Origin of the sequence: Lysinibacillus sp. NPDC056959 (assembly GCF_042674095.1) — a bacterium.
In the GTDB taxonomy this organism is placed as follows: domain Bacteria; phylum Bacillota; class Bacilli; order Bacillales_A; family Planococcaceae; genus Lysinibacillus; species Lysinibacillus zambalensis.
The window spans coordinates 422,540-447,601 of the sequence record NZ_JBHURE010000002.1 but is presented as its reverse complement, the minus strand read 5'-3'; the positions used below and the strand labels follow the sequence as shown (position 1 = coordinate 447,601).

Genomic DNA, 25,062 nt, shown 5'->3' with positions numbered 1-25,062 from the left:
GTGTGGTAACTACATTCTACACGAGGTCGTTATGGGCTTCCTTTATATTGACTTCTGGGTGTTGCACTTAATATTACAATCCGTCATATAAAAAAGGTGTTTTAGATGATTCTCTATTAAATGACTTAAATAAAATTAAAATTCTTACACAAAAGGGTTCACTAATACCAGTAAAAGAATGTTATATATCTAATTACTATAAACCAAGAGTGGAATTAGAAATGATAATTCAGAAAGATTTTTTTATTAGTGAAAAGTATTGTGAGAATAAATTAGAAATTGATGAATGGAAACGTTTTTTTAAAAAACTCAGTGCTAAGGAAGGAATTTCAATTCTAAACTACTCAGACAAATATACTAAACAGCAATTATTATCAAGTGGAATTAAAGACGAATACTTTAATGATGATGATAAAAAGTTTAAACCATTTCAATCTGTATTTAGAGCGGATGAATTTGAAAGAATAGTTTCAATTGAGTTTCTTGAACATATAAATAATAATCCTAAAGTTGCCAAAATATTATGGGAAGACATAATGACTTTATATTCTCCAAATGATTTAAATAAACCTGCTCTTGCATTTTGGGGAAATTATGGGCGTCCTGGGAGAATTAGTGGTGATGAAATAGGCAACTACATTCCTTGGTTTATTAATAACAATAATTGTTTACCTACATTAAAGAATAATTGTTTAAAATCGAGTGCAATTTTTCTAAATTCGGAAGAAATAATTGAAATCGCAGAGAAATATCTACCTGTTTTTCAAGGCCCTGAGCTTTCATTAGAATGGAAATCATTTTTTAATTTTAAAACACATCTAGAACTTGAAGACTACTTAGAAGTTTTATCTCAAATTTCTAGAGATACTGATGATAACAATCAATTTAAAGAAGATAATTTAAAAAGAATCCAGTCAATATATAACCATCTTATGGATAATTGTGAATATTGGAATCATGAACAAATTAAACTAGTGGAAAATTGGTCTGAAGAAAATAGCTTATTAAATAGTAAAAAGTTTTTTAATGAATGTAATAGTCTATATTATTATTGGGATGGAAATGAGTCAGTATTCCAAGAACAGTATGGGTTCATTTATTTAAGTGCCGAAAATAAACAACATCGGTCTCTAGAAACGTTTTTAAATTATTTTAAAGTGACAATTTTGAGACAAAGCGAGTTTAAATTAGTTCATCCCGAAACACAGTCTGCAAGTTTGTTAAAGAGCCATTTGTATAAAATTTTACCCTACTTAAAAGTCTGGATTGAAAATGATGAAAGTAAAGAATTGTTAAATACTCCGTTAAGTATGTTAGATGAAAATACAGATGCCTTAGAAATATACGAAGCAGGAGAATTAAAAATTACTTATGATGAATTAGGGTTTTCTAAAGTAGTTTATACTCACATTAGTGAGAACACGCTTTATGTAAAGGAACCATGGGACTCAAATAGTGTGTTGTTAAAATTATCTGGAGAATTAGGTAATTATTATAATTTAAGAGGTCATGACAAAAAAATTGATTTTTTATTAAGATCTTCTATTCCAGAAATTAAGCATTATTTCGAAGTTGAAGAATTTGATATTACTCATATTAAAGAGGATGACTTTGAAATTTTAGAAAATACAAATGATAATAAATTTAAATCATTTGCAGAACTAGAAAGTAAAATTGAAAATAATAAAATTCCTCCTTCGTTTTATCATTTATCAAAATTGGATTATAATGCATTAGTTTATGCTGAGAGTTTAGTCGATAGGGCGGTAGATAATGTTTTAAACTATTTAAATACTTTAGATGAATATGATTGTTCAAATAGTTATCGAATAGCTAAAAGTATAATTGGAGGAATTTTTAAAAATGGTAATGAAATAGCAGTAGTTGCTAGACCTTCTGATGGAAATAAAGTTTTATTATACTATACTTCTGAATTCGATGTTTTAGACTATATGGATGCTGAGCTGTGGTGTGAAAATGGTGATTTGCATAGTGTTAGAAGGATAACTATGGGACAATTATTTAAGAAAACAGGAATGAATAAAATACCTATTAATAAAATAGAATTTATTTCAGATGACTTAGATAAGTTACTTAAAGAGAAGAAATCTAAGATTTTAGACTTTAACCCAGTTCCATATACTCCTCAGATATTATCACAGTCCATAGCGGCGTTTAGTAATACAGATGGAGGTAAGTTAATATTTGGAATTAAAGAAGTTAATTCACTTTTAAATGAAGTTGTAGGTATAAGTAAAGATTTTAAAATAGTCGAGATTATAGGGGAAGCTGTAAAGCTATTATCAGAGGTTCCGCAGATTAAGTATGATTGGATTCAACATAATCAAAAAATTCTATTTGCTATAGAAATAGAAAAAAATGATGAGCCGATTTTAATTAGTAATTATAAATATGTTCGTGTGGGGAATCAAAATGTTATAGAAAATAGACCACCTAAAACAGTAATAACATTAAGCAAACCGCACTATGAAAAAAACGTTGTTCTTATTATTTCTATAGAAAATTATTTTCCTAGAAATCAGAATCAAATCCCCCCTGTTAAATATGCTAACGAGGATGCAGAAAAGTTTAAAAATGTATTAATTGATCATCTGAAAATAAAAGAAGAAGATATTATTGTTATAAAAAATGAAGAGGCAGTAAAGTCGAATTTAGAATTTGATCTTAAAATGCTCTTTAATTCATTAACTGAGAAAGATCGGTTTATTTTTTATTATGTAGGTCATGGATTCCATAATGGAGTAACAAACTATTTGTCAACTTATGATATGCATTCTTCTAATATAACTGAAACAGCTATACCACTATCAAAGTTATTATTGGATCCGCTAAAAAAATCAAAATGTAATAATGCATTAATTTTTATAGATGCATGTGCCAAAATCTTTAAGGATGAAAATGAAAGAAGTAATATATCGGATATTAATGATGACGAATTAGTTATATACACTAACGAAAATCCGAATTATTCTATATTTTTATCCTGTTTAACAGGTCAAAGCTCATATTCCTCGGATATTTTAATGAATGGAGTTTGGACTTATCATTTAATTAATGCATTAAGTGGGAAAGAAAAGAGTGCTATCGTAAATGGAAATTATATAACGGATAGGTCATTAAGCAATTATTTGTCTGACTCTGTCTCAAATTATACCGAACATGGATGGAAATATACTCAAATACCTAGGTCAATTATTGAGTCATCACATGAAAATATTATTTTGGAAATGAATGATATTGAATAAACCTTATTAAATATAGTAGTTAAACTTACGTTAGTAATATCTTTTTGAGTAAATGATTTTTCAAGAATATTAATGCACAGTTCGATTCTATTGTGAAGAAATGTACTTAAGCTGAACGGGGTGCTTTAATTGAAGATTCGCATCCAGAAATAATCAATCTATATTATAAAAACCAAACGAGATAAATAAAGAACCAACTGTTTTGATCAAACTTTGTTTCAAAACAGTTGGTTCTTTCTGTATAAAATCAGCGTTTGCAACTTACTTTTAATCGAACTTTATTCAAAAGCTACAATTAGTTTTCTATTGTAGATCGTTAATCATACATATGCCAAAAGTAAAAAGATTAATCAAAACAATGCCAAAAGTTATAGGTAAATTCAATTGAAATTAATATAACAATTTTAAATACATAGGGTATTAAAACCAAGTAGCTTGAATGGGTTGCTATTACTGTGTTGGCAAATATATCGTTAAGAAATTGGCGAAGATATACTTAAAATCACATTATCCGTTGTGACGTAAAGCATAAAATTTCCGTTTGGAAACTTTATGCTTTATTTTATTTTAGGAAGTTTTATGCTTGATTTTGAAAAGATAAAACTATTCCACAATCGGGGTTTATCTGGAGTAACGTAAAATGTCAATTTCTTTCCATAGTTCTTTTGAATGTCAGGAGAGAAAGGTGATTATTGGGCACTATTGCAAAAAAAGAATTACCCCTCAATGTACAAAAATTACTAGGCCAGCAGGTCTTTTTTGTTTTAATAAATTATTTTGGGAAAGAGAATTTCTCACCCATCTTCTTCAGTAATTAAAGTTTAATTAGCGCTAAAGTCCTTGGCTTCTTCTGCACTTTCTAAAATGGCGGAAGAATTGCAAGATAAAACAAATATGTTTAAAGTAAAACTTTGATAATTCGTTAGTAACAAAAATAAGGTATAGTTTGATAAAAATAAACACCTCTTTTTTAACTGCGCCTCAATTGTTAGACACACCATTTAACAATTGGAGGTGCAGTTTATTGTCTAAATTTACTGCAGAAGAAAAACTTCAAGCTGTTCAACGTTATTTGAATGGTAATGAAAGCTATAAAGATATTTGGCAATCAATTGGTGTATATAAGAAAACGATCAATATATGGGTGAAACAATATGAACATAATGGTCATAATGCCTTTATGAAACAATAAAAATTACACAAAACAGTTTAAACTGTACGTACTAATTATTATGAATGAAAACGGTACATCCTTAATTGAAACGGCAGCTACCTTTAACGTATCTTCCACTTCAACGATTCTTGCTTGGAGAAGACAACTGGAAATGTAAGGAATAGATGGCCTTCAATCAAAGCAAGGAACAATCACCAAACAGGATAAAGCACAAGTAGTCTATGAATTAAGGCATGAATTTCCGGTGAAAGCATTAGTAAAGCTAGCAGGAATTCCTCGAAGCAGTTACTATTACTATATGACTAAAATGAATAAAATCTATTTTGATGCCGATTAAAAAACGGAATTCCAATCTATTTATAATGATCATGAGGGTCGTTATGGCTATCGTCGTATAGAGGTTCCAAAAAATTAAGAAAAATCACATGCAGCTACAATAGCTTTATTAACGGAGTTCCTAGCTCAATCTAATGTTTCCAAAGACGGATTAAGAGTCAATGGAGATATGGCTATTCACCATGATATTCAATGTACCAACCATAATAGTCACCAGTAACCCCTATTACCTCCAAGTAGTATTATATCTTCGCTTATTATACGAAATCTAAGTCTCAACCAGCCTCAAACATATTTCTATAAGAGGGGCTTAATAGTTTAGTTGACGGGATCAATGTCCCACGCCTTCGTAAGTTCTACCTGGCTACTGATAGATTAAATCTAAATAAAAAAAGTTCAACCAGAAGTTCTGGCTGAACTGTATAATACGAAAGACCCTCTGTTTGCTTTAGGGGTGTGGGGGAATAAGTACTATACATTAGACAGTATAGTGGTGACATCCTCGATCGCATTTCTATCTGCAAGCTGAAAGACTCACGTTCACCCCAAGGTACCGTCGGTATTGTGCTTCTACATCAAATTACAATAAACGACAGTATAGGATAACTCCCTCTAATTAAAAATTGAATCATGTGGTTTTTAATTTTCCAATCACCCTATAAAAACACCAAGATCAGCTGAACTGAGGATTAATACAATTTCAGGAACGGTTGGACTAGTGAATTGTTTAAAATTTCCGTAAATACATCAACTGAAGAAACCAATCCATATACTAGTTGCCGACCCTTAATCGGTAATTGTATTTTGTGTTCAGCATGGACGTAATCTTTTGGATGGAATTTCCAAACCTTGAAGACAAAAAATAGATTAGCCAAGTGTAAAAGTGTCCGTGGTGAAGCGGAAACTAAAGGATTAAGGAGATAAAACACAGGTCAGTGGTACAAGAATCTTATGAAATAATGGGAATTAATGGATAAGTGTATACACGCAACTATATTATGCGTAAAAAATACCAACTATATATTTCCTTATAACTAGATATGTAAATAGTGATAACATGTATTGGATGTCTTTGGAGAGATATCAAAAATATATCAAGGTTTAGGAGTGGAATGTAATTGAGGGGTCTTTTCGAAAAAATGTTAATTTGCACCATGGTACTTACGCTGTGTATAGCGTTAATTCCTTTTGAGAATTTTGCAAGTGCTGCTGAAGTACAGTCAGACAAAAATGCTCAGAAAGGAAAAGGAAAAGAAAAAGAAAAAATTGAAGTGGTAGGGGAGCGTACGGAAACCTCTAAAACGTATAACAATTTAGACGGCACCTCAACAACAGAAATTTATGAGGCACCTATTCATTTTAAAGATGATAAAGGTAACTGGAAAGATATTGATAACGAGCTTCAAAAACACAAGAACGATGGCAAAGGTCAATATAAAAATAAAGCCAATAGCTTTGCTGTAACTTTTGATGAAAAAATTGAAGGTGAAACGAATAACGTACAAGTGACAGAAGATCATTATAATCTGGATATTGGTCTAAAGGAAATTGAACAAAAAGGTGAAGTAATTCCTGCAAAAGAGGTGGTTGGGGTTGCTACAGATAATCAAATTCAATATGAGAATGTATTTGATAATATTTCAACTATATATTCTGTTGGAGAAAACTTCGTAAAAGAAGATATTACGATTAACCAAAAACCTGAAAAGGGGTTACCGCAAACCTTTTCATATCAGCTATCCCTCGAAAATTTATCCTATGAACAGATTAATAATCAAATTTATTTGAAGGATGCTTCTACTGGTGAAATGAAATATGTTATAGAAGCTCCAATGATGTACGACGCATATAAACCTATTGGCTATCAATCTATAAATAGTATTAATTCCATTCCAGAGGAAGCGAAGTCCTATGATATAACCCTCAAAGCACGTAAGGAAAACAACACATTATGGCTTGATTTAATACCTGATGCAGCGTGGTTACAGGATAAAGAACGCCAATATCCAATTGTTATTGATCCTACAATTGTGCGTATTCAAGGAAATTCTAAAATGGAAGATACAACAATTCGCAAAAAGTTCCCAACACAATCAGGTGGGGATGATACAGAATTAGGTGTTGGTACTGCGACGGATGGGAATATCGTACGTAGCTTAATGAAGTTTGATGTGTCACCTATTCCTAAATACAGTGTCATCATGTCTGCTGATGTAAGTCTTTATCTTTCTTCAACGAATGATCCAAGTCCTATTAATTTAAGTATGCACGCCATGAAACATTCATGGGTTGAGAACACGGCAACGTGGAATAATTATTCGACGGCAGGGAGTTGGACGACTCCAGGAGGGGATTTTAATACAACGGCTCTTTCAACAGTCACAAGTGTTGGGTCTATTCCAAACAATGTAGAAGATGGTATACAACGATGGTCCATCCCAACAAGTATGGTGACTGGTTGGCTTACTAATCCAAATACAAATCTAGGTTTATTATTAAAAAGTACAACAGAAGGAACATTGATTTATAAAAAATTCATTAGTAGTGAAAATACGACAAACCCGCTTGCTTATAAACCGAAACTCGTTGTGACATATAAAACATCAAACCGTTTAGGATTAGAAGACTACTGGGACTATGCCTCACATGATATTTCAAATGGGACTAACTCTGTAAATATAGGCACAAGTAATAATGTTGTCCAATATACAGATTTCAGCTTATTCAATTATGGAAGCTTTGGTCTAGATTTCACTCGAACGTATAATAGTAAGGATTATGAAAAATCTTCATTCGGCTATGGTTGGAGCTTTACGGGTTCAGAGAAGCTTTTAATTGGTACAGATGGTACCAATATCGATTATAAGGATGAAGATGGTACTGTCCATGTTTTCACCTGGGATGGCAATAAATACGTTGCCACAGCAGGTAATTATGATCGTTTAGAAAAACTTGATACAACAACATATATATTGACTTATCCAACTGGTTATACAACAATGTTTAAGGTAAAAGAAAAAACTACAGATACAGATGTCCAAGTAGCATATATTACTGAGCAAAAAGATTTAAATAACAATACGATAACTTATACGTATAATACATCAAATCAGCTTACTTCTATCACTACTAATTTAGGTACGAAATTGCTGTTTAATTATACGGATGGGCTTATTACGAATGCAAAATACAATGATCAAGATATAACCTATACGTATACAGATGGTAACTTAACACGAGTAATGATTAAGAAAGATGACTCAACATCAACACCTACTTCTTTCTACTACACGACTAATGGACAGTTAACGAAAATCATAGATAGTAGACAAAAAATCATGCTTTATGGGTATAATACTGATTTGGATTTAGTTTCTGTAACAGAACCATCTTTAGATGGACAAATAGATTCTATCACCGAGTACTCTTTAGACCGAAAAAATAATATTGTATCGGTTACTAGCCCAGAAGGTACAGTTAAACGCTATGGTTTAAATAACAATTTTAGTGTGACCGCAATGTTCGAACCTTCAGGGGACACAACAACCTATACATTAGATGAAAACTATAATGTTTTATCTCAAAAAGTAGCCTATACAGATGGATCTACGTATACTAAAAATTATGACTATGATACAAAAGGAAATGTGTTAAGCACTACGGATTCAAAAGGTGTGACAGGATCCTACACGTATGATGCATATAGTAATCTTTTAACGCAAACAGATGCCAATCAGCAAACGATTACAAACACGTATGAGAATGGTAATCTGAAGACATCGACAACACCTAAAGGGGAAATAACAACCTATACGTATAATAACTATGGGGATATGATACAAGTTGAGTATCCAGATGGAAAAATCGAAACGTATAACACTAACTATGAGAATAATCGAAAAATAACAACTTACCGAGATGTAAAACTAGATATTACTACTAAAACTACAACCGATTTTAATGGTAATATTCTTTCATATGAAGATGGGAAAAAGCAAACTACATGGTACCGCTACAATTTAAAAAATGAATTAGTAGAAGTACAGGATGCAGCAAATGGAACTACTACTTATACGTATGATGGCAACAGTAATTTAACATCTGTGACAAATGCTGCTGGTAAACAAATGTCTCTTAGTTATAATGGACAAAATTCCGTATCAAAAGAAACACTTGCAGTAGATGCTTTAACAACTGCTGTAACAACCTATAATTATAATGCAGATGGTGATTTAATTGAGATTGTTAAACCAACAAAAGATAAAATTACCTTTACAACTTCTACAGATACTAATTCAAATGTAGTGAAAATCAATGGAGTTAATCAGTATACAACTCAAACAGACGGCTTAACAACAACTGTGACAAATCATACACTGAACAACCAAAACGTTACGTATACACAATCTGAAAATGAACTTTTACAAAGAGTATACATTAGCGCACCTGTGAATCGTTCGATAATGTATACTTATAAAAATGAGAAAGATTTAGCAAGCATTCAATATGGTACAAATACTATAGAGTATGCAACAGATGATAATGGTCAAATATCCGAAGTCACACTCAATGGACAACCATCAGCGAGCTTCTCATGGAATGAAAATAGCTTATTAGAGAGCACGACTTTTAAAAATGGTGCAGTTATCCTAAATACGTATAATGCTAATCAATTACAAAAAGAAACTTTGAAAACAAATAGTGCAACAACTTGGCGTACAAATGAGTATGAGTACGATAAAAATCAGCAACTTACCAAAGTAACGAATGACGATGGTGCAGTCACTTACACGTACGATGCTTTAAACCAACTAGTCAAGGAACAATACAATAATGGTTTATCCATTTCATACACATACGATTCAGTTGGAAATCGTACTTCTAAAACGACTTTACAAAACGGTATTACAACTACAACCAACTATAGTTATAATGATGCGAATCAAATGAAGACTGCAGGTGGGAGAACTTACACTGTAAGTCCAAATGGAAATGTGACAAATGATGGTGTCTTCCAATATGTTTGGAATGCCTTTGATCAATTAACAGAAGTAAAGTTCCTAACAAAAACAATTGCATCTTATCGTTATGATGAAAATGAACGTCGTGTATATAGTAAAGACAGTAATGGTGAAACTTATTATCGTTATAATGGTCTATCGAATCAAGTGTTGTTTGAGGAAAATGGGAGTGGTGCGATTACCAAAGCTTACACATATGACACAAATGGTCATCCACTAACAATGACATATCAAGGTTCAACGTACTACTATTTAACGAACTATCGTGGGGATGTACTAGCATTAACAGATGATAACGGAACTATTGTGGCGGAATACACATATGATGCATGGGGCAATATCATGAGCCAAAGTGGTACAATGGCAACTATCAATCCATATCGTTATGCAGGATATCGATACGATGAAGATTTAAAACTTTACTATCTAATGGCGCGTTACTATAACCCAAATACAGGAGTGTTCTTATCGTTAGACCCTGTACGTGGAGATACAATGAATCCTTTATCGTTGAATGGTTATAATTATGCGAATAATAATCCAGTGATGAATGTGGATCCTGATGGAAAATTTTCGTTTTCATTAAAACAATTTTTAAATGGTATACTTTACGGTGTAGGTAAATGGTTGAGCTTATATATTCCTACAAGCCTTTATAAATATATGAGTCAAGATGGTATATATGCTGTTATGTTATTTTCGCAGAAAATAAAAAACTCTGTGATAGGTAGTTACAATGCTTATATTAAAGGGAAAAAGAGTAAGAGTGGTTTATTAGCTGATGTTAAAAAAACAATGTCAGCCACAAAAGCGGCACAGATAAAATTAATTAAATCCACTAAATTTACTATACGGAAATATGCTGCGTCAATAGCTGCGAAATTTTTTGTAAAATCCTTTTTAACTGTTTTGGATCTTGGGATAATAGGTATGTATACTGTACAAGGATGGTACTATAATTATGGGTGGTATAATGCATGGCCAAAAAAATAAAACTCTAATTCATTTATTATTTAGTAGTTATACAATTGGTTTTGTTGTAGGTGGACTACAATTTTTCCTTATGGAAAGAAAAAATATAGATTTTCATTTTCACTTTAGTTTTTCCAAAGAAAGCGTATTTTGTTTCTTAATTTTATCCCCTATTATTTACTGGGTTTATCGTTATTCTAGCAGGATTTTTGATGTACAAAATATGAAAGTGAAATTACTTTACTTTGTGTTATTGATGATTGGTATGGCCCTTGGTTTTATTTTTTTTGATTTGGCTCTTAATTGAATCCATTTCATAAATGCTTTTATACTCAAAAAACACGAATAATTAAGTTTGTAACCGTTCAAATAACAAAATTTATTCGGATTACGAATGTTAAATCAACTTTTGTAAAGTTAAAAGCTCGCATTTATTTACACTATAAAAAGGCGATTAGAAGAATAAAGAGGCTACCACGTAATTTTGGTAGCCTCTATTTTTATCCTCGTCATTCGGCAAATCCCAAAAAATCAATGCAATTACAACAAAAATTAACTACCATGAAAAATCAAGTGATTGAGTTAGAAAATAAGGAAAAAGAAATGAATAAAGATACTATTTACTTATCGGATTTAATAAATAAGTCTAATGAAGCCTTATCTAATTTAAATGAGAAAGTATTTTCTTAACTTAATTTTATTATGTATGTCCATAATCCTTAATTATCATCTTCAGTTCGAAGGGTAATAGTTGTCTATAGAATAATATGGGTAGAAATGAATACTTATAGTAAAAAACCAACCATGTACGAATTATACTCGGACATGGTTGGTTTTTAAATTGAATATTTTGATGTTTGGAGTAATAAGAATTTCATAAAATTAATCATTAATTGTAGCTTTTGAATTAGGTTTGATCCAGATTGCTCTATTTCAGTTTACAACTTTATTGAAATTATCGAAGATTAAAGAGGGCTAGATGGCCATAGTTAAATATGTTCAGAAAAGGTATATATTCTTATATTATGATATAATTATGAGGTAACTAGATAGAGGTTTCAAGGCGGTTGGTAATCAAATTTCCACCTATTTTCTTCAAGTGATTGAAGGGAGAGGAGTTGATGCCATGATTATTTTTGAAGCAATGACGATAACTATAAATTTTGCAATTCTTATAGTGTCAGTAATTGCCTTGTCATTTACTTTTACACAAAAAAAGTAAACCGCCTCTGCTGCCTCGCAAGCATGTGAGTAGGTTTACTTCTTTTCTCATTGCAAATCGCCTTTGAAGCGATTCGTCTTGTTACTAAGACCATGTGGTGCTGTCACACTGAATGGTCTTATATTTTTTATATACATCTTCAATAAGAATTATAACATGTAGATACGAGTTTATTCAAATAGAACAATTTTTTACTCAAAATGTGTAAAGAAGGGGGGATATAATGAATAATGAACTATGGGAAATTCTAATATAGCGATTTAGTAGAGTGTCCTATGGTGCAAGAAAAGCAGATTTTTAAATTGGACCGATATTACTCTTTGTATAATCTGAAAATATATTTATATGATTCATCAATCGTTTTGTCATTATAGTAAACATCAGTAAGAGCCTCATTAACAGCCTCATCAAAAACATTATAATTATCCGGAATAGGATACGTCTCAACAGCAGTTCCATCTTGCACATCATAAAACGTTGAAACATCAAAGTTTTCATTATAAGTCTGATTTAAAACAGATAATGTTTTATCGTTATAAAAAGTTGGATATGAAAGAGGATAGTTACTAAAATGATTATATTTCCCCCTAGATTCGAGCATTTTTAAAGTGTATTCTTCACTAAATATATAGTTCATTATTTCTAAAAGAATATCTGTATTATTACTTTCTTTAACAAACGCTAATGAAGATTGTCTTATATTTTGTATTTCATCTCCATCTTTATTAGGTAAAAAGGAAACTTTTATAGGAAAATCTGCATCTAGTTTCGTTGGAGATTTTGCATTCCAATCCCTATTAAATTCTTTATTCAAATATATATCCATGTTAAATGAATTAGAAATCATCATCGCATAGTCGCCATCAGAAAAAATATTATCACCAGGGTAGGTTCCGTCTTCATACTCTTCGTAACCTTTTCCATAATCTTTAACCATCGTAGCAAAAAAATTATATAACTCTCTCCATTCATTATTCATAAGCTTCCCATCTTTATAAAAAGGTGTGTCTAAATTGTAGCCAAACATCCTTAACTGGTCTCCGATAAATAGATCATCTTCTCCAATATTCTTTACTGCAAGTGCTATAGGGCTATATGTGTCATTTTGTTCTTTGGAGGAGGATTTTAATAGATTCAATGTATTCAAAAAGTCGCTGTAACTAGGATACTTAGGTAATAAATCAACGCCTAAATCATTAAAAATCTCTTCGTTCTGCAAAACAAAATACATTGTTTTTATAACCGGAGAAATATAATATATCTTCCCATTCCCACCTTTTACGCTGCTATTTAATACGCCTTTATGTAAATTATTCTTATTTTCTATATGATCAGTTATATCCATTAGTAAATTATCATTAACAAGAGGAGCTAGTTTATTTGGAGTCAACCCAATAATTAAATCTAATTCACCATTTTTTACTTTTTTATACGAATTATCAATAATCTCTTGCTCTGTTAGGGACTCATTAGCCGATTTTGAGGCTTTAGACAAGAAAGGTTTTCTTCATAACGTTATAGATAATAGCGTTGGAAATAAAAAAAGTTACAGATTTAATATTTCAGCTAAGGGTACAGATTTAATTGATAGTTTGCTAAAGAGTAACTATTATAATAAATCCGCTTCAAAAGCCTTAATCAAATATATTATAAATTCGTGAAATTCAGTATTAAGTATGTATTTTATTACCGCTAAATCTAATTTTCGAAATATTAATCTATGCAATTTCTAAGGTATTATACAATTATTTCTACCCTTAGGAGATTATGAGACATATTATTTGTCACAAAAAGTTGATAAATAAGGAACAGTGTATTCCCTCCTTATGTATAATAAAATTTGATATAAACATACTTAAACTGTAAGAACCTTCAACCGCTATATATTGCTCATTGACTAAACCAGATTCACATAACTCCGAGCATTTATAGCGGTTAATTTACTCCTACCAATTTCAATCGGTGTTTTTCTGGTTGTATACTGATTTAGAAAGTGATAAACATCAATACAATAGTATCGCGGAAATTAGATTAACAAAAAATGAACTAAAAAAAGCGATAACACGCCAACTTTTTATTAAGTTCTTTTTACTAAAGAATACTTAATGAATGTTGTCCGTCTAGGAGTTATTTTGGCACTTACTATTTCATCTTGATATAACGGTACTATCTTAAAGGCTGTCACACCTAAACATATTGCAAAAATTAATAAAAAGCCCCACTTATTCATCCTTAACTTCCTCCTTATTGAAGCGATACCGGCAGTCCTGTCTTAGGAATTATTAAACTATCGTTCCCTGTTTTGTTGGTAAATAATTAAAGCACGCAAGTTTACAATATTGTTCCATTAAGCCAGCCGTTAATAGCAATAAGGTCCATAAGTACATGTAGTTCAGTACCTACTAGAGCTGAAATAAAAATGACTTTATGTGATATGCCTTGTTTATAAGTAAATAAGAACATTATTTTAGGTATTGTCTTAAGACAAAACATTATTATTAAAGATAAAAGTACTGCACAAATCAAACCTCCTATGAAACTTTCGTCTAAATTACCTATAAGAGGTACTTGACCAATAAACATGGTGAAAATATCCGGAAATGCCATTCTTGAAAATAAAGTTGCGATATTTAATTTTTTTCTATATGCTAAAGCAGCCGTTGTGGTAACAACTGTATGTCCTATAATACCAGCCATTTAAGATTCTCCTTAATATAATTATTTTATAATTGATAAACCTTTTGAACATTTAATACCATTGGAATGACTTTCGAAAATTTGTGTAAATTCATTCTCTGTTCTTACTGATTTGGCAGCATTCATATCAACAATTCCATTATTATTTCCATAGTCCTTATAAAGTTCTAATATCCCCATATCTATTTCTTCTACAGGAATCTGATTAAATATAGAATTGTTTACAATTAGAATAACCTCTTCTTTTGCCATATCACGACTGTGACCAAACCAAGTATTACCCCCATAACTTACTGTTATCTCTCTATCAGCAATCTTTATCTCTTTTTGATTTTGATATTTTTTATCTGCAAGTAAAACCGCATCGTTATTTTTTATTTCAGGTAATGAGTGAATTGGATCTGATACTGCGATATTGGAATTTTCTCCTTCTCGTAATACTCCTTTTGTTACTATATCTTTCGCTGTTTTTTGATCCATAATTAATACTGGATGACCATTATGTTTTGTTATCTTGACTTTATATAAATCAATAGATTTAACCTTATCTTTTTGGTCTACTTTTATTTCTTCTATTGTTTGTTTGTCACCTAATATTAAAATTCCGTTTCTTGGTTCAGTAGATGTAAATGCCAAATATAAACCGAATAATATGGCCCCAATAACACACAGATTTTTTATGATATTCATTTTTTCCTCCATAATTAGTTTAGTAATAGATAGATTGGAACTAAATTCATCACTACTTTTTTATTTTGTTTTATTTCTCTAATATGGAGTTTAATATTTGTCTGCAATAATTCCTATTGAATTACCTATAACGTATCTAACAATACTTTTAGATTTCTAAAAATTTCGTCATAGTAGGTGATAGCTCAAAAAAAATCCATTCTAATCTAAGGTGTACCACTATTAAAGAACATTTAAAAAATTCTGGTAACTAGAAGAAGGTGATACTGTATCGTGTAGAGGTCATCTTTTTTATGTTCCGTTGGCCACGATAATGGTTGTAATAGGACATATAATTTCTTATCGCTTTTACTACATGTTGTGTTTCGTATGATTTAATATTTGTTTCATCTTTAAAATTACCAAAAAACAATTCTTGTGATGGGGTATCCCACGATTGACATAGATTAATTTAGTCCCAATTTCTGTACAAGCTATTGGAATAAAGGATGGATATAGTGAAGCCTTGATCCGAGTGGATGAATGCACCTCCTGTTAGTTTGATACCATTCTTCTTCAGATTCCTTATTGAATTGAGAGCGATATCTAGCGATAAGGAGGGGCTCCATTTTAGTAGAATGATGAAGAAATGCAAAAATAGAAGGTTTTATGTTTGGAAAATCAAAGAAATGAGAAAGTGTGTATTAATTTAAGTATTTCGTCCGATAAAAACGTAGGGTTAAAATTAAAACGATAAAAGAAGGGGAGGTTGTGAGCAGAGTAGGGGCGGCATTCTTTTAAGTCTAAGAAGAAACTGAACACAAAACCCATTTTAAAAACTAAATGAAGACAAAAGGAGAGCTGTTTTTGAAAAAAATATTTGGAACCTTTAAGGGTAAGCTGTACACATTATTTGCTCTAATCTTACTAATTCCGGTTATTACTGTAGGGAGTTTATCGTATCTTTCAGCAAAAGATTCGATAAAAAAAGAAATACTCTTTAGTGCGAATGAAAGTGTGAAAATTTTAAGTACACTAATTGATAATAAGATAAGTGAAAAAATAAACGACATGACTGTTTTTAGCGTGGAGGTAGATTCTTCTAAATATGAACAGCAGGAAAATGCAATATTAACAAATTTCCATCAATATCTGGAGAGGAATCCAGATGTATCAAGCATATATATAGGAACGAATCAGGGGACAATGATATCAGAACCAAAATTGAATATTGCGGATTATAATCCCTTAGAACAAGACTGGTATAAAGAGGCTACAGCGTTAAAGGGTGAAACTTTAATAACGAATCCTTATATGGATGTTGAAACTGGGGATATGGTCGTGACAATTGCTCGTCAGGTAAAAGATCAATCTGGGGTAATGGCACTTGATATAAAATTGACAGACCTTCAAAAAATCACAAATTCAATCAAAATAGGGAAAAATGGTTATTCTTCTATTTTTGGTGACAATAATTTGGTCATCTCACATCCTACATTAGAAGCAGGTAAGGAATTAAACGAGAGCTTCCTCGATCAAATGTACGACAGCAAATCTGGCACGTATGATTATGTCTTTGACGGTGATGATCGAATTATGTTCTTTACAACGAATGAATTGACAAACTGGAAAATTACTGGAACGATTTTCGCGAAGGAAATTGACCAATCAGCATCATCTATTTTGTATAAAACGTTTCTTGTACTAATCGCTGCAATTGTAATTAGTGCGATTGTATTCTTCTTTGTCATGAAATCAATTATAAAACCGATTAAAGCGCTCAAGGATAGTGCAGTAACCATAAGTAAGGGTGATTTAACAGAGAAAGTGACCGTAAAATCTCATGATGAGATTGGACAGCTAGGGCAAGCCTTTAACGATATGCAAGATAGTTTAAGAACTCTTATTCAAAAAATTGAACAAAATGCTGAAGAGGTAGCCTCGTCAGCAGAAGAGCTAACAGCCAATGCTAATCAAACAAGCATTGCTACAGAGAAGGTAGCCATTTCGATACAAGATGTTGCTACGAGCGCAGACACGCAAACGACGAGTGCCAACAAGAATGCAGAATCGCTACAGGAACTTTCTAAGGCTATTCTTCATATTGCAGAAATCTCTTCTACAGTGTTGGATCTTTCACAGGATGCAATGCTACAGGCAGATGAAGGTGGAAAGGCAGTCCAGGATACAAAAGATCAAATGCATTCTATTCATGTATCGGTGACCGATTCAAATACGAAAATTCAATCATTACATGAACGCTCTCAGCAAATCACGTCCATTTTAGATGTAATTACAAGCATCGCAGATCAAACTAACTTACTTGCTCTCAATGCAGCAATTGAGGCAGCAAGAGCAGGGGAGCATGGCAAAGGTTTCGCAGTTGTTGCTGATGAAGTAAGAAAGCTAGCGGAGCAGTCGCAGGAATCTGCCCAACAAATTTTCGAGCTAATCCATGGCATTCAGTTGGAAACAGAACAATCTGTAAACATCATGGCAAAAGTTACAGAAGATGTACAAAATGGACTACATGTATCGGATGAAGCGATCACGAAATTCCAAGTGATTAAAGTAAGCATGGATAAAATTACTCCAAAAATGGAAGAGGTATCTTCTGCCTCTGAACAAATGTCAGCAAGTGTACAAGAGGTGACGGCTATTACGGAGAATTTGGCATTCTCCGCACAAGGAAATGCATCTGCTTCAGAGGACGTTGCAGCGTCTACAGAGGAACAATTAGCTTCGATGGAAGAAATTAATGCTTCTGCACAAGCTCTTGCGCATATGGCAGACGAGCTAAAACAGCTAATTAGTCAATTTAAATATTAACAGAGTCAGACATAATAAAAACACGATTCCTTTTTTAGTGTACCTTTTGTATGGACATCTTAAAAAAGCTCTAGGCACTTGAAGAAGAACTGAGTTGTTGAATGCACCTTCAGTTAATTAAATATCATTCTTCTTTAATTCGATAAGGATTGATTCCTACTTTATGAACTGATTTCAAATCAAGTATTACTCAATAATAGAAAGATTGAAAGGCTTAGGAGATATTCCTAAGCCTTTTTGGAGGTTTTCAATGAAAGAAAAGTTATGAAAAAAGCTTTGATAAAATCGGGGTTTCCTTCCCAAATTCCTCTGAAATTAATAATGTAAAATACGGTGAACATACCATCATCAGAATTGAAAGGAATATTATATATTTTCTAATAACATTTGGCAAGAACCTTAAAAATAATAAAAGAAGGTGAAGGAATGGTCAATAACATAAACAATCTACCTCCTGTCGTATATGCAGAAGCTTCCGTAAAATCTGTGGGAGGGCATTCTCTTTTTGAAGCTCCATTTCCTATCAACAGAGAAACGGTTGCAAAATCACTAAATAGGACTTATATGCAATACTTCAAATCCTTCGGAACGTAAACGCTCAACAGCTGACTCTACCAATTCGGGTTCTGAGTGGAACTTCGATTAATTTCACTTTACATTAAGTAGTTGTATAAAAAAATGTGTTTATCCTCAAGGTAGGATTGGTTAACTCAACCATACTGAAAAACAATTGGAGGAATACCACATGAGTAAACATTTGCACAAGGAAGGCCTTGTACCGAAATATTTACTTGAGAAACTGGCAAAAGAGGGACATGAAGAAGCAAAAAAAACACTTACACAAATGGAAAGCATACTATAGAAGGAAAAAAACAGCGATGATGCTGAAAAATCTAATTCTGTAGCGCCACCTCAGGGCAGACGGGAGATTTATGATAGTGCAAATACGACAATTTTTAAGAAGAAACTGGTTCGCAAGGAAGGAGATCCTCCTACTAGTGATGAGAGCGTAAATTTTGCTTACGATCTTTGCGGACAAACACTAGATTATTTCAAAAATAAGCTTGGCCGAAACTCATTAGATAATGAAGGAATGAATCTGATATCCAATGTCCACTATGATAAAGATTTGAACAACGCCATGTGGGTGCCTAGCGTACAACAAATGGCCTTCGGCGATGGCGATGGAAAATTGTTTATCAATTTCACTCGAAGTATTGATGTAATTGCTCACGAAATGGCTCACGCGGTGACGGAGTTTAATAACGATCTCGAATATAAGCATCAATCAGGCGCTTTGAACGAGCACTTCTCGGATGTGATAGGGAGTGCCGTGAAGCAGCATGTGAAGGGACAAACGGCAGAAAATGCAGATTGGCTAATCGGGGATGAAATTATCGGACCAGAATTTCCAGGCAAGGCATTACGGTCAATGAAAGATCCGGGAACAGCCTATCGATTCGATCATCAGCCTGCCCACTTTGATGATTACAAAGAACTGCCTCTTAGTAATGATAATGGCGGCGTCCATCTTTATAGTGGTATACCTAATAAGGCATTTGTCCTTGTATCGTTAGAAATCGGAACGGATCAGGCAGCATTCTTGTGGTATACTGCTTTTCAAAACAAGCAGATTATTCACCGGAACGCCACATTCGAAGAAGCATTCGAAGCTATAGTTCAAACGGCAGAAATACTTACAGGTCAAGGTAAGTTGCCTCAACAAGCTGTAGATGCTGTAAAGAGTGCATTCCGTGAAGTGGGTATTCCGAGACAATCCTGATTATGAAGGCGAATCGAATATATGTCGTGCGTCATGGAGAAGCTTCGGGGAACCATCCCGAAGCCCCTCTCTCGAATTTTGGGATACAACAATCAATACTAGTGGCGGCTTTTTTAGCTCAAGAACATGGCCCTGATGTAATTCGCATTATATCTAGTCCTTTACTACGCGCAAGACAGACAGCTGACGAGATTTGTCGTGCTTTTGATGGTGTGAATTGTAAAACGGATGTTAAGCTCAAAGAGCTTAATTTGGGCAATACGACAGATTACCCCGGAGATATTTGGAATCATTTACAGAAGCTTTTCGAGCATAAAGAATTCGCATTTCCGGGTGGGGATTCAGTTTCTAAGGTGGCGAACCAAGTCAGATCATTGCTCAATGAGTTGAATGAAAGCGATGATGGTAATTCTGTCATTCTAGTCACTCACCGGGTAACAATGACCCTTCTATTGTCTGAATTAGATCAAGGAATCGAATTTGAGCAGTGCAAAACCATGAACAAAGTAGATGTTTATCTTGTTACAGCAGTGAATAACGGCAGTCAAGTTGAGCGAATATGGCGAATGCCATCTAGTGAACGTTAAACTATTTCAAAACGTTGCAATTTTTAATCAGTTCACTTTATTTCAAAAGCTATAGGTGACAACAAAGTTGTTTAATTTTGATGTGAAAAATAAGAGCGATACTACAATGACCTATTTATATTAGGCACATAAATAAAAAATGAATATGTAATAAGGAAACAATTAAGATCCCCATTTGGAGGGTCTTTTAATAATTTTAGTATGATGTTTTATAATATGCGCATTTAAAGCCTATACAAGAAAAAAACAAACCATACTGTAGTACATATAAAGGGCTTTACTTTAATAAAAAGGAGGATGTTTTAATGACGAGGCAACAGTATCCGTCACCTGAAGGATACCAATGGATAAATAAAAATGTAGATATAATAATGAGAGACGGTAGAAAGTTCTGTAATGTTCGATTTCTAAATGAAGAAACAATAGTTCCTTCAACCTCAACTATTCCTGGTGAATATATTTGGGTCTTTGACGATTATAGTTCAGGCGGAGCTCCAATAAGGAGAAGAAAAGATCCTAAAGATGTAGTTGATAAATCAAGCAGGAACGTTATGTGGTCCAACAACAACTACTCCACCTATGCCTCAGAGCTGCGGTTGGCGACGTAATTGGTATACTGGGCAATGGGAATGGGTTTGCATTTAATATTTGAAAGAATCAGCAGAAACAAAAAGTAATTCATTATAGAAGATCTTTTTTTGTTTTAAAAATTCTTTTACCACCCAAAAAAATTACCGATTATCGTTAACTTCTCCAATAACAAGTGACATCTCCAACCAGTTATCTAAAATTGGTCTACTTACGGGCAAGATTATCACGCAAATGTTGAAGCCTGTACGAGTATCTATTAGGGATCGTTAATAGATTCTGGAGTAGGTATAGTAGCTTCTGATTTACCAAGAGTGTTTCAACCATTTTATACTGGGGAAAACGGTCGGAAATTGAATTGTTTCGATTCCATCATTAATACCTAGGGATTGTATTTTTTTCTGACCCGACCAATATATACACTATTTGTATTTTCGTCTGTATTTTTTTGGTTTTTTTCACTACTAAAGATAATTTCACCATACTAGAAAATGATATAAAAAATTTGTTTAATATTAATATTTCGGACATTACACATTTTATTTCTCCACACTATCATCTTACAAGATATAGAGACATTGCTGATAGGGATGACTTAGAAATAATTCATGAAAGTATTGCAGTTAATCTAGAACAGGGATATTGGGAAATATATTATCAAGATGGAAATCTGGAAGAAATCAACGAAAAAAGCGGAAGTTTAAAAGACTATGGAAAATTTCTTTTTACAGTCACGCTAAAAGAAGAGGATGACATTCAAACATCCTTAGAAAGCTCCTTTGATACTTGGCTGCAAAATAATAGTTAAAAAAACGGTTACTTTCTAGTAGGGAAATTGTCTATTACCATATTTACCTTAATAAATATAAAGTTGAGGTTGAAATTAATGGGCAGGCATTAGAATTAGATATGACTATGCAAACATAACATTCCTTTAAGTTGTTATTAAATAACCAAGAAATTTAAATAAGTGATTAGAAGAATAAAGAGGCTGCCATATTATTTTTGGTAGCCTCTTTCATTTATCGAATATAGCAGAATTGTATAATTTCAAATATGAGCATAATGCTAACAACCTTGAACGAACTGTATTACATTTAGTGCAAATTAGCACGTTATCCACATTTTTATAGCAAAAAACATGTTTGATAGGAAATTTTATAGCAAATTTTTATTTTAAGAAAAGGGCTTTTCTTGCGACAGGTTCCTATCTATACTAGGACATAACGAATAGAGCGGTCATATTCGAATAAATCAGAAGAGGGGTGCGAATATGCAAAATTTTGAAACGGTTGTTGAACGAAAATGTGAGCAACTTTTACTTAAAGCCTATCATTTCGGTGCATCAGATTTACTTTTAGTTCCGGAAAGTGAGCGGTATCGTATTTATTTTCGCAAATATGATAAGCTACTCCAAGCAGGGGAGTTACCAAACAATCTTGCGGAACGAATGATTTCCTTTTATAAATTTTCAGCGGCATTAGATATTAGCGAGCGGCGAAAACCCCAAAGCGGCTCCTTCCAAAAAGCTATGGAACAAGATCAATATGCCTTTCGTGTCTCGACACTTCCCTCCGTATTTTTAAAAGAAAGCCTAATTATCCGTTTACTTCTACAAAATCATGCATTCCCACTTACTTCCTTATCTTATTCCGAATATGCAGCAAACATGTTGATGGAGCTAGTGAAACATCAACAGGGACTTTTATGTTTCACAGGTGCAACAGGCTCTGGCAAGTCAACATCCTTGTATTCACTAATCCATTACTGTTCGACAGAGCTAAATCGTCATGTCATTTCTTTAGAAGACCCTGTAGAAAATAATCAAGCTAATCTTTTACAGATTCAAGTAAATGAACGAGCTGGCGTTACATATGCTACAGGTTTAAAGGCTATTTTACGCCACTCACCTGACGTTATTATGATTGGTGAAATACGCGATAAAGAGACTGCAAAAATCGCAATCGAAGCTTCTTTAACAGGTCATTTAGTAGTCTCGACCATTCATGCTAAGGATTCGGTAAACTGCCTTTATCGATTTATGGACTTGGGTGTATCAATAGAAGAACTCCGCCAAACTGTGGTAGGTATAGTCGCTCAAACACTTTTCCAATCACCCATAATACAGGAAGAACGCCGTGCATTGTTTGAAATATTAAGCGATGTTCAACTTCAAATGGCCATTACAGCAATTATGCGAAAAACTAGCTATGAACTGCCACATGATTTAACACTTGCAGGTCAAAAAGAAATGATAGAGAGTCATCACTATGCGAATACGAACGTTTATTGAAAGAATTCAAATGGCTTACATTAAGGCAACAAAATGGCGTGTAAGGGAGCAAGCTCATTTTTTTAGTCGATTAAGTGTGTTAATGCAGGAAGGTTATTTATTCCCGCAGGCTATTTCTATTTTATTACCTCATCATATTGAAGCGCATGAAGACATACAAAAGCTAATCAATGAAAAGCTGAGACAAGGAGTCGGTGTTTTAGGAGTTTTTGAAGCATTACAACTTCCAAAACAGCATTTAGTAGCCATTACAGTTGCAGAAAACAATGGACATATGGTTGAGACGTTAAAAGGTATGGCAAAGCAAATGGCTTTGAGTGAAGCGACGAAGAAAAAATTAATGAAGCTACTCCTATATCCTGTAGTACTTATTTTATTTTTGTTGCTGTTGTTTTTAGTGTTTCGTACCATATTCTTTCCTAATATCGAAAAAATGGTGACTAGCCGAACTACCGGTACTGAGGAGACAAGCATTGCTTTGTCAAATGCATTATTGCATCTTCCCGATGCTTTAATGTTCATAGGCATTGCAGTATTTTGTTGTATTTTCATTTTTCACTTTACTCTCAAACGACGTCCGATTGCTCGCCAGTTAAATATTGTTCTAAAAACACCTTTGATTCGGATATATACACGAATGTCTTTGACGAGACAATTTGCCGCTTATTTAGGGAGTCTGCTACAAAGTGGGTTTTCTTTACAGGCAAGTCTACAAATTTTAGAGGAACAGCGACTTCAACCGTTTTTACAATATCTAGCGCGATGTATAAAGGATCGAGTTGTTTTGGGTGATTCGCTAACGCAAGCAGTTAAATTAATGACAGTTTGGCAGAAGGATTTCACGACATTTGTTGAACACGGAGAGCAAAGTGGCTATTTAGGAAAAGAGCTAGTACTGTATAGCGAATTATTGACGGAAAAGCAAGAGCAACTATTGCAAAAAATCCTTGCGTTCGTGCAGCCTACCTTCTTTATCATAATTGCGATGTGCATAGTTGCCGCATATGTAAGTTTATTATTGCCAATATATCACATGATAGAACTAGTATAGGAGGTTAATAATGAAACGTATAAAGCAGCAAGCAGGTTTTACTTTAATTGAAATGCTAATTGTTCTTCTGATTATTTCCATATTAATTTTAATTACAATCCCCAATGTTACAAAACATTTTGCCACCGTCGATGAGAAGGGCTGTAAAGCGTATGTGAGTATAAAAGAGTTGAAAGGCAACTTGTATAATAAAGTCAGTCATATCAAGGGTTTGGAGCGTGTTTGTGAAAATACATAATTCTATAATTGTTCTAATCTGTTAATTTTGATAGAACAAATAAACAATTTATTTGTCATATGCCAAAGATTTCACCTTAGGCTTTTTTATGTTTATACTAGTAATATATGCTTGTTATTTTGTGATTCTAAGGTGAAGGGCAGGAGCGCTGATGGGTAGCATTAATGATATAGAAAAAATGAATAGACAAATAAGAAAATTATCAAGAATATATGATACAACAGCTTTAAGTCAGTCAGTACAAAGGATGAGTGGAGTAGCGAGTAGACTTGATACAACAGCTTTAAGTCAGTCAGTACAAAGGATGGGTGGAGTAGCGAGTAGACTTGATACAAC

General features: G+C 33.0%; 16 protein-coding genes and 2 pseudogenes. 14 read left to right on the top strand and 4 right to left on the bottom strand.

Features of this window, described 5'->3' with window-relative positions; genetic code table 11:
* Positions 1 to 221: 221 nt before the first annotated feature.
* The 5 genes and pseudogenes from ACFTQ7_RS04225 to ACFTQ7_RS04205 all read left to right on the top strand — a co-directional run bounded on the left by ACFTQ7_RS04225 (position 222) and on the right by ACFTQ7_RS04205 (position 11,459).
* Positions 222 to 3,266, top strand: coding sequence for an RNA-binding domain-containing protein (locus ACFTQ7_RS04225; RefSeq protein WP_386827467.1), 3,045 nt, complete (start codon positions 222 to 224; stop codon positions 3,264 to 3,266).
* A 1,024-nt stretch (positions 3,267 to 4,290) separates the two neighbouring features.
* Positions 4,291 to 4,837, top strand: a pseudogene (locus tag ACFTQ7_RS04220) (transposase); the annotation flags it as partial.
* 1,078 nt (positions 4,838 to 5,915) lie between these two features.
* Entirely contained in the window at positions 5,916 to 10,790 is a 4,875-nt protein-coding gene (locus ACFTQ7_RS04215) for a DNRLRE domain-containing protein (RefSeq protein WP_386827466.1), read from the top strand.
* Positions 10,759 to 11,076 carry a hypothetical protein gene (locus ACFTQ7_RS04210; protein ID WP_386827465.1) on the top strand — a complete coding sequence of 106 codons (318 nt, stop codon included), beginning with the start codon at positions 10,759 to 10,761 and terminating at the stop codon, positions 11,074 to 11,076. Before ACFTQ7_RS04215 ends, ACFTQ7_RS04210 begins: the two co-directional genes overlap by 32 nt.
* Complete coding sequence (locus ACFTQ7_RS04205) at positions 11,073 to 11,459, top strand: hypothetical protein (RefSeq protein WP_386827464.1); 387 nt, start codon at positions 11,073 to 11,075, stop codon at positions 11,457 to 11,459. The genes ACFTQ7_RS04210 and ACFTQ7_RS04205 overlap by 4 nt, the downstream gene beginning before the upstream one ends.
* Before the next feature lie 845 nt (positions 11,460 to 12,304).
* Here the strand turns inward: ACFTQ7_RS04205 and ACFTQ7_RS04200 are convergent.
* The 4 genes from ACFTQ7_RS04200 to ACFTQ7_RS04185 form a co-directional block, all read right to left on the bottom strand.
* Positions 12,305 to 13,486, bottom strand: a complete 1,182-nt coding sequence (locus ACFTQ7_RS04200; RefSeq protein WP_386827463.1) for a hypothetical protein — start codon at positions 13,484 to 13,486, stop codon at positions 12,305 to 12,307.
* 582 nt (positions 13,487 to 14,068) lie between these two features.
* A complete protein-coding gene (locus tag ACFTQ7_RS04195) occupies positions 14,069 to 14,221 on the bottom strand; it encodes a hypothetical protein (protein WP_386827462.1) in 153 nt (50 codons plus the stop codon).
* Between the two features lie 101 nt (positions 14,222 to 14,322).
* Positions 14,323 to 14,688, bottom strand: a complete 366-nt coding sequence (locus tag ACFTQ7_RS04190; RefSeq protein WP_386827461.1) for a hypothetical protein — start codon at positions 14,686 to 14,688, stop codon at positions 14,323 to 14,325.
* Between the two features lie 21 nt (positions 14,689 to 14,709).
* Entirely contained in the window at positions 14,710 to 15,378 is a 669-nt protein-coding gene (locus ACFTQ7_RS04185; protein ID WP_386827460.1) for a lipoprotein BA_5634 family protein, read from the bottom strand.
* An 846-nt stretch (positions 15,379 to 16,224) separates the two neighbouring features.
* On the opposite strand from ACFTQ7_RS04185, the gene ACFTQ7_RS04175 reads away from it, so the two are divergent.
* From ACFTQ7_RS04175 to ACFTQ7_RS04135, 9 genes and pseudogenes are all read left to right on the top strand, one after another.
* Positions 16,225 to 18,186, top strand: a complete 1,962-nt coding sequence (locus ACFTQ7_RS04175) for a methyl-accepting chemotaxis protein (RefSeq protein WP_386827458.1) — start codon at positions 16,225 to 16,227, stop codon at positions 18,184 to 18,186.
* 928 nt (positions 18,187 to 19,114) lie between these two features.
* A complete protein-coding gene (locus ACFTQ7_RS04170; RefSeq protein WP_386827478.1) occupies positions 19,115 to 19,969 on the top strand; it encodes a M4 family metallopeptidase in 855 nt (284 codons plus the stop codon).
* A gap of 2 nt (positions 19,970 to 19,971) precedes the next feature.
* Complete coding sequence (locus tag ACFTQ7_RS04165) at positions 19,972 to 20,556, top strand: histidine phosphatase family protein (RefSeq protein WP_386827457.1); 585 nt, start codon at positions 19,972 to 19,974, stop codon at positions 20,554 to 20,556.
* 305 nt (positions 20,557 to 20,861) lie between these two features.
* Positions 20,862 to 21,164 carry a hypothetical protein gene (locus ACFTQ7_RS04160; protein WP_386827456.1) on the top strand — a complete coding sequence of 101 codons (303 nt, stop codon included), beginning with the start codon at positions 20,862 to 20,864 and terminating at the stop codon, positions 21,162 to 21,164.
* 485 nt (positions 21,165 to 21,649) lie between these two features.
* A complete protein-coding gene (locus tag ACFTQ7_RS04155) occupies positions 21,650 to 21,952 on the top strand; it encodes a hypothetical protein (RefSeq protein ID WP_386827455.1) in 303 nt (100 codons plus the stop codon).
* A gap of 465 nt (positions 21,953 to 22,417) precedes the next feature.
* Positions 22,418 to 23,437, top strand: coding sequence for a competence type IV pilus ATPase ComGA (gene comGA / locus ACFTQ7_RS04150; RefSeq protein WP_386827454.1), 1,020 nt, complete (start codon positions 22,418 to 22,420; stop codon positions 23,435 to 23,437).
* Positions 23,415 to 24,488 (top strand): competence type IV pilus assembly protein ComGB, encoded by a 1,074-nt coding sequence (comGB, locus tag ACFTQ7_RS04145; RefSeq protein WP_386827453.1) that lies wholly within the window; start codon positions 23,415 to 23,417, stop codon positions 24,486 to 24,488. Before comGA ends, comGB begins: the two co-directional genes overlap by 23 nt.
* 10 nt (positions 24,489 to 24,498) lie before the next feature.
* Positions 24,499 to 24,651, top strand: a pseudogene (locus ACFTQ7_RS04140) (prepilin-type N-terminal cleavage/methylation domain-containing protein); the annotation flags it as partial.
* Between the two features lie 226 nt (positions 24,652 to 24,877).
* Positions 24,878 to 25,062, top strand: a 185-nt coding sequence (locus ACFTQ7_RS04135) for a hypothetical protein (RefSeq protein ID WP_386827452.1), incomplete at its 3' end; no start/stop codon positions are given.